This window comes from Bacteroidota bacterium (assembly GCA_018698135.1).
Taxonomy (GTDB): domain Bacteria; phylum Bacteroidota; class Bacteroidia; order CAILMK01; family JAAYUY01; genus JABINZ01.
Genome location: JABINZ010000112.1, coordinates 1 through 6,364, shown reverse-complemented (window position 1 = coordinate 6,364; position 6,364 = coordinate 1). Strand labels below are relative to the sequence as shown.

Genomic DNA, 6,364 nt, shown 5'->3' with positions numbered 1-6,364 from the left:
AATTTGTGAGAATAAATTTATATTTGTCATTAGGGGCGGTGTTTTTGTTGTGCAACTCAAAGGTATTTGAGATACTTTAATTCTGCCCCTCTTTTTTTTAATCGTTTAGGACGCTATTGATTTGATATTATAATTAAGGAACAACAATGAAAAGAATCATCCTAATGTGTATCGGTGTTTGTCTGTTTATGTCTGTAAAAGCACAGTATTTCACATTAAAAACCAACCTTCCCTCCTTTGCTTTTAACAATGTTAGTTTAACAGGAGAATATGCTTTCAAATCGGATGCTTCGGTGGCTCTGAATTTAAATTATCATTATCCAAAAGGAACTTTCAGAACGTTTAAAGATGTAGATGGATTTCGATATCACTTGCATGGATTATATGTAACGCCAGAATTCAGGCTCTATCCACAGGAAGAAGCACCAAATGGATTTTATTGGGGTCCCTATTTAAGGATAGGGCGCTTTGGAAGCAAATGGAATGGTGCCTATGAATATGATTCGATCAATATTGTGGGTTATAATGTGAAACTTAATTTAACTGAAATTGGTGCGGGTGTGCAAGCTGGTTATCAATTTATACTGGAAAACGGAATTTCAATCGACATACTATTTTTGGGACCGCGTATTTCTTATTTCGGATTCAAAGGTCAGTTCGATGGTGATTTGGACGAAGAAGCTATTTTTGACATCATACAGATTGAAGGACTTGATGAAAATGGGTTTTATGGCATTGGTAAATCTGTTTTTGATTGGTTTACACAATCGGCAACCATTCGACTTCCCTTTGCATTCCCTGCTTATCGGATTGGTTTTTGTTTAGGCTATACTTTCTAAAAATTTAATACAACCCAATCAAGCCAAACAATGAACCCTGCTACTAAGCAAAAAGTACTGTCGTGGTCGATACTATTCTTTCTGGTTTTGGTTTGGGGTAGCTCGTTCATATTAATCAAACGTGGATTGGTTTACTTCTCCCCTTTAGAAGTGGGTACATTACGTATTAGTATTTCATTTCTGGTTATTCTTCCTTTTGTATTTGCCAGAATCAAAAAGTACAATCTGAAAATGCAGCTTATATTTTTCATTTCCGGATTGCTCGGCAATGCCATTCCTGCATATTTATTCGCTCAGGCGGAAACTGGTTTGGATAGCGCCTCAACAGGTGTATTAAATTCATTAACAACCTTATTTGCCTTATTGGCTGGATTGCTTTTCTTCAAACTAAAGATTAAAATTATCAATATCATTGGAGTAATTATTGGTTTAATAGGCGCAGTTGGTTTATTAACTGTCAGCGGTGGAAATTCGCTTAATTTCAATCTTTCCTATGGTGCTTATGTGATTATCGCAACCATTATGTATGCATTGAATATTAATATCATAAAATACTACTTAAAAGAAGTTGATGCATTTACTATAGCTGTAATGGCTTTCTTTTATATTGGAATTATATCTAGTGTCATACTTTTCACTTCTACTGATTTTTATTGGCAATTGAAATCCGATCCAAAAGTATTTGAAGGTTTGCTATACGTAGGCATATTAGCGGTGCTAGGAACAATTATCGCCTTGATTTTATTTAATTATTTGATCAAAATAACCAGTGTGGTGTTTTCTGCATCGGTTACCTACTTGATGCCAATTGTTGCGGTTATGTGGGGAATTTGGGATGGAGAAAAATTTGAGTGGTTTTTTTTAGTCTGGATAGGGTTAATTATTGTTGGTGTTTTATTGGTCAACACTAAAAAACCAGTTCGCACTAAATTGAATTGGTTCTTAACCCGAGCTCGGGATAAGATTTAACTCACAGAAAACTAATGGGGCACCCGCCTGAACGGATTTATTCGGGCAGGTTAGATTTGGGCTTATAATCATGAAGTTATAGCATGCTATTTCAAGTGATTTTAAGTTCAAAGATGAAGTAAATTAGTTTTCCCATTCATGGGTTTCGATGATTCGCCCATATACATCCTCAAATTTCCTTGAATTATCCAGATAGTACTTCGAAAATTGGAGTTGTCTATGAACTAATCATCTGAAACTGTGAGCAAAGCTTATCCCGAAGTCAGGTTATTAGGAAAGCCCTAATTCTTCCAAAATTTTTTGATTAAAGCTTTTAGCATCTTCACTCCCTTCTTCTGGTGACCAATCTGCAAATAACTTCTTTTTTTCTGGATCAAAAGGACCTTGTTTTATCTCGAACATGACTGTTTCTTCTTCCAAGGCTATCATGCTATGCCATGTTTCTGGGCTTAGCTCCACACCTATGTGACCCTCATTCGATTGCAAAATAATATGATCGATGATATTGCCCCTTACATCAAATTCAATAACGAGCATTCGTCCACGAACCAGAATAATTGTTTCGGTCGTATTTGAATCAGCATGACAATGTGGGCGAAAATAACTTGTTGGATCGCAAGCATTCAGTAAACGTTGCACTTTCTCATCATAATTCTTGTGGAAATTGTGATGCAAGCGCTTGCGATAGTTAGCTTTAGCATTTGCTGAAAGCTCTGTGACAAATTCTTTGGAAATTTTTAGCATGAAGTTTAATAATGCTGTTTATCACGTTTATTATCCCAAAAAATAAATAGATCGATGGCTTTCTGATCCTTCATCTTTATTTTCTCTACTTGCTCCTTTTGCGTTTTTCCACTTAAAATATCATACAATTCATCATCATCAAACCCTGATAATGAAGCATCTTTCCGGCTTGCAGCATAATAGAGTTTAGGAATTCTGGCCCAATGAATGGCCGAATAGCACATGGGACAAGGTTCACAGGTAGAGTATATTTCGCAAGCAGAAAGGTCGAAAGTTTCTAATAATTCGGATGCCTTTCGAATAGCTTGTATTTCAGCATGTGCAGTTGGATCGTTTGAGGAAAGAACTTCATTATGGGCCGTAGCTATTACTTTCCCATCTTTGACAACAACAGCACCAAAAGGACCTCCATGGTTGGCTGTCATACCCTTTAATGCTTCCTCAACAGCAATATTCATGAATTGCAATTTCATACAAAGCTTTATTTTGAATAAATGTTTGAGTGACCAAATAGGTCAGACGTTTATTATTTTCTCTTGCTTTTGATAAACCGAATAAACATATAGGATGCTCCAGCAGCTAATAATATTCCCATTCCACCTCCTAATGGAGCGGTGGCGTTTGGTGGGATCGGCTGTGCTGTGGCAACATGAGCTGTAAGAACTAAAATCAAAACTGTCCAAAGAATAGATGTATAACGAGTCATTATTATTTCATTTTTATGGGGTAAATTGGCTTAATCGCGTTTAATTTAATTCTTCAAAAGAAATCAATAAATAAGAATTGATCTAAACTATTTAATCAACTTATTAACAATGAAAACTTGGAATATAATCAGTTATTCTCGTTTTTCACTATTTCCCATATTATTAGTATCAACCAGCTATATATTCCTAAATAACTAAAAATGTTACCTTTTCTTTCTGAAAAAAAATTGAATATCCGCAATTGCACCTATGATGTAAAAATTGCCACAGATTTACAGATTTGTTCTTAGGAGACAAGTGAAATTTCTGCGAATCAGTACCCTAAAAATGAATGATAATTAAACTAAATATGTCTGTGGTATGATAAAGGATATACTTTTAAAAAAATTTGAATATCCGTAATTGTACATATGATATGAAAATTGCCACAGAATTCACTGATTTGTTTTCAGGAGACAAGTGAAATTTCTGCGAATCAGTGGCCTAAATAAGAATGGAATATGATTTATAAGCATCAAAAGTCAACATACAAAAATTGCCAATAGCCTCTTACTAATGTGTATTCAAGTTTTAACCTTTGATCTGAAAATAAAAGATTTATCCTCGAACAAAGAGTGCTTTAATAATGAGCCAGGCCATTTTTGGGTTTTCTTTTAACCTACGCGTTGAATATGCAAACCATTGTTTTCCATAAGGCACATAAACACGCATAATGTGGCCCTTATCTAGTATAGATTTGCGCAATTCTGGTGTCACGCCATAAAGCATTTGAAATTCGTATTTTTCCTTGGTAACTTCATATTTTTCAATTAATTCATAGGAAGCATCGACCAAATTCTTATCATGCGTTGCAATAGCAGGATATACCTTGTTGGCAAACATAAAATCCAAATCTTCAATAAAATGCAAATTGACCTCTTCGTATTTCTTATAGGCAATTTCAGCAGGTTCTACATAAATACCTTTGCAGAGTCTGTAATTTAAGGGAATTTCATCCGAATGAATATCCAAAAGCGCTTTCAAATCGGGTAATGTACGTTTCAAGTAAGCTTGAACAACTAAACCAACATTTTTAGGAAATTCAGCTTTTAGTTTTCTGTATAAATCAATTTCCAAGTCTACACACTGTGAGTCTTCCATATCAACACGAACGAAATTATTGTAAGAAGCTGCTTTAGCGACTATTTCTCTGATATGTTTGTAACATATTTCTGTATCGATTAACAGACCAAACATCGTTGGTTTAAGAGAATAGTTACCATCAATTTTGTTCTTTTCAGCTATTTCAATAATTTCGAGATACTCATTTTTATTAGCTTCAGCTTCATCTAAATTCTTAATGAATTCGCCTAATACGTCCAGAGTAACCTTAATACCCTCTTTATTTAAATCTTTTGAAGCTTGAATAGCATCTTCAATGGTTATACCTGCAATATATCTTTTCGAAAAAATCCAAACAAGGCTTTTGGGCATATATGGAAGCAGGCCAGCAATCAGTTTATTAAACATATCTAATTCGTTTAAATTACTTCTAAGTTTTTTGCAAACGTAATAATTTTTTCAGAAGAAAATCTATAAAAAGTAGAGGAAATATTTCGATGAATTTCCAACTCAAAATTGTAAGGAGTCTGCTTGATTCAAACTTTATAAATTGTTCTTATGCAGAATGAGCATACAACATTTTCATTCTGATACAATGTACTTAAAATTGATTCTAAAAACTTAAAAGTAGAATATGTGGACTGCTTAAGCTATCATCTTATTAATGACTCCCATAGCTTCATCTCGATCTTGGGAAAATCCACTCAACAAAGAATCGACTAAGGTATTTTTTAGAAATTTCCAATGCCAGCTTTGTTTGTTGTAACATGATACTTCTGCTACTTCTATTTTTTGAAGGTTATTGATGTCTTCCCTATCAAAGTAATAAGCATAGCGCCATATTTGACCGTAAGGATCGACAGGATACCAGTTAAAGTGAGTGTTTTGCATAGTGGATTTGGTTAGTAAAATCATGTAGTTTGCAACTCGAAAATAAGATATCAGGAATAGGCTTTGCAAATTTATTTACAGGCTCAATGCAAAGCGCTGAAAATCTATCAAATACAGAAGTGAATTTGGTCTTAAGGATGAATTGTAAAATGCTTTGAAGAGTTTTTTACATCTTCTTCCATTGCTTTTTATAGGCTTTAGTCAAATATTTATACCATTTATCAGCTTGGGTATAATTAAGGACCAATTCTTTTGATTTTCCAGTCATGCCAGAATTTGCATCCGATTCAGCTAATTTTTCACCTAATACTTGCTGTTCAAGTTTGAGGTACTTACTGGCATATCCCCTATTTTTCAACTCATGAAGTAAACTAAGTGCATTGTTTAATTCATTGGCTTTAGCAAAATAGGATACTCCATATTTAACAAAATTATTATCGCCACTAATAATATAATCCAGAACTGCTTTGTAAGTAATATCAAATAACCCGACCTGCTGCTCAATAAAATAGTCTCCTGCCTCATTATACTTTTCTATAGCCTGCTGATATTTGCTCTTATTCTTTAATAGTTGCGATTCAGCTATCATTTTCAGAAATGTTGCTGCAGGTTTTATTCGAAACAACTCATTTTCAGCTTCAGAAATATCAAGACCACAATCAGGTAGTTTTGTGTGTTCTGCCACAGCTAATAATAATAATCGCTCTGCTTCAATATATTGTAATGCTTCCGACATTCCTATACCTGATGCTACATACGTTTGATATGCATTTTCTGCATTTTGACATTGCTGACTAAATATTTCTCCTTTTAATGTATTTATTTTTTCTTCGATTTCTTCGTCAGGACTAGGGAAATATTTGTTTTTCAAGTCCATGGCACTTTTCAAATACTGATGAGCTTTATCCGTATTATTTATATCTACTGAGTTATGTCCTTTGTAAACATATTCCATTATTAATGGTTTTGCGGCAATAGCGTCCTAAACGATTAAAAAAAAGAGGGGCAGAATTAAAGTATCTCAAATACCTTTGAGTTGCACAACAAAAACACCGCCCCTAATGACAAATATAAATTTATTCTCACAAATTATTTCAAGATTAGATCGTTCTT

General features: G+C 34.0%; 8 protein-coding genes. 2 read left to right on the top strand and 6 right to left on the bottom strand.

Translation table 11 applies throughout. The features are described 5' to 3' along the window. Window positions 1–146 precede the first annotated feature (146 nt). Both HOG71_07095 and HOG71_07090 read left to right on the top strand, forming a co-directional pair. Window positions 147–839, top strand: a complete 693-nt coding sequence (locus tag HOG71_07095; GenBank protein MBT5990604.1) for a DUF3575 domain-containing protein — start codon at window positions 147–149, stop codon at window positions 837–839. Window positions 840–869: 30 nt separating this feature from the next. After that, the gene (locus tag HOG71_07090; GenBank protein ID MBT5990603.1) at window positions 870–1,808 is read left to right on the top strand and encodes a DMT family transporter; all 939 of its coding nucleotides are present in this window, start codon (window positions 870–872) and stop codon (window positions 1,806–1,808) included. A 270-nt stretch (window positions 1,809–2,078) separates the two neighbouring features. On the opposite strand, the gene HOG71_07085 is transcribed toward HOG71_07090, so the two are convergent. The 6 genes from HOG71_07085 to HOG71_07060 all read right to left on the bottom strand — a co-directional run bounded on the left by HOG71_07085 (window position 2,079) and on the right by HOG71_07060 (window position 6,206). Beyond that, complete coding sequence (locus HOG71_07085) at window positions 2,079–2,552, bottom strand: WbuC family cupin fold metalloprotein (GenBank protein MBT5990602.1); 474 nt, start codon at window positions 2,550–2,552, stop codon at window positions 2,079–2,081. A gap of 5 nt (window positions 2,553–2,557) precedes the next feature. Beyond that, entirely contained in the window at window positions 2,558–3,025 is a 468-nt protein-coding gene (locus HOG71_07080) for a nucleoside deaminase (protein MBT5990601.1), read from the bottom strand. Between the two features lie 53 nt (window positions 3,026–3,078). Continuing rightward, entirely contained in the window at window positions 3,079–3,258 is a 180-nt protein-coding gene (locus tag HOG71_07075) for a hypothetical protein (GenBank protein MBT5990600.1), read from the bottom strand. Between the two features lie 598 nt (window positions 3,259–3,856). Beyond that, window positions 3,857–4,768, bottom strand: a complete 912-nt coding sequence (locus HOG71_07070; GenBank protein MBT5990599.1) for a proline dehydrogenase — start codon at window positions 4,766–4,768, stop codon at window positions 3,857–3,859. A gap of 237 nt (window positions 4,769–5,005) precedes the next feature. Beyond that, window positions 5,006–5,251 carry a hypothetical protein gene (locus HOG71_07065; GenBank protein MBT5990598.1) on the bottom strand — a complete coding sequence of 82 codons (246 nt, stop codon included), beginning with the start codon at window positions 5,249–5,251 and terminating at the stop codon, window positions 5,006–5,008. A 166-nt stretch (window positions 5,252–5,417) separates the two neighbouring features. Beyond that, on the bottom strand, window positions 5,418–6,206 hold the full coding sequence (locus tag HOG71_07060) for a hypothetical protein (GenBank protein MBT5990597.1): 789 nt from the start codon (window positions 6,204–6,206) through the stop codon (window positions 5,418–5,420). Window positions 6,207–6,364 lie beyond the last annotated feature (158 nt).

Bases quoted from the DNA above. Each gene is read 5' to 3' on its own strand.
- HOG71_07085 (MBT5990602.1), bottom strand. From the start codon at position 2,552: ATGCTAAAAATTTCCAAAGAATTTGTCACAGAGCTTTCAGCAAATGCT.
- HOG71_07070 (MBT5990599.1), bottom strand. From the start codon at position 4,768: ATGTTTAATAAACTGATTGCTGGCCTGCTTCCATATATGCCCAAAAGC.
- HOG71_07090 (MBT5990603.1), top strand. From the start codon at position 870: ATGAACCCTGCTACTAAGCAAAAAGTACTGTCGTGGTCGATACTATTC.
- HOG71_07065 (MBT5990598.1), bottom strand. From the start codon at position 5,251: ATGCAAAACACTCACTTTAACTGGTATCCTGTCGATCCTTACGGTCAA.
- HOG71_07060 (MBT5990597.1), bottom strand. From the start codon at position 6,206: ATGGAATATGTTTACAAAGGACATAACTCAGTAGATATAAATAATACG.
- HOG71_07095 (MBT5990604.1), top strand. From the start codon at position 147: ATGAAAAGAATCATCCTAATGTGTATCGGTGTTTGTCTGTTTATGTCT.
- HOG71_07075 (MBT5990600.1), bottom strand. From the start codon at position 3,258: ATGACTCGTTATACATCTATTCTTTGGACAGTTTTGATTTTAGTTCTT.
- HOG71_07080 (MBT5990601.1), bottom strand. From the start codon at position 3,025: ATGAAATTGCAATTCATGAATATTGCTGTTGAGGAAGCATTAAAGGGT.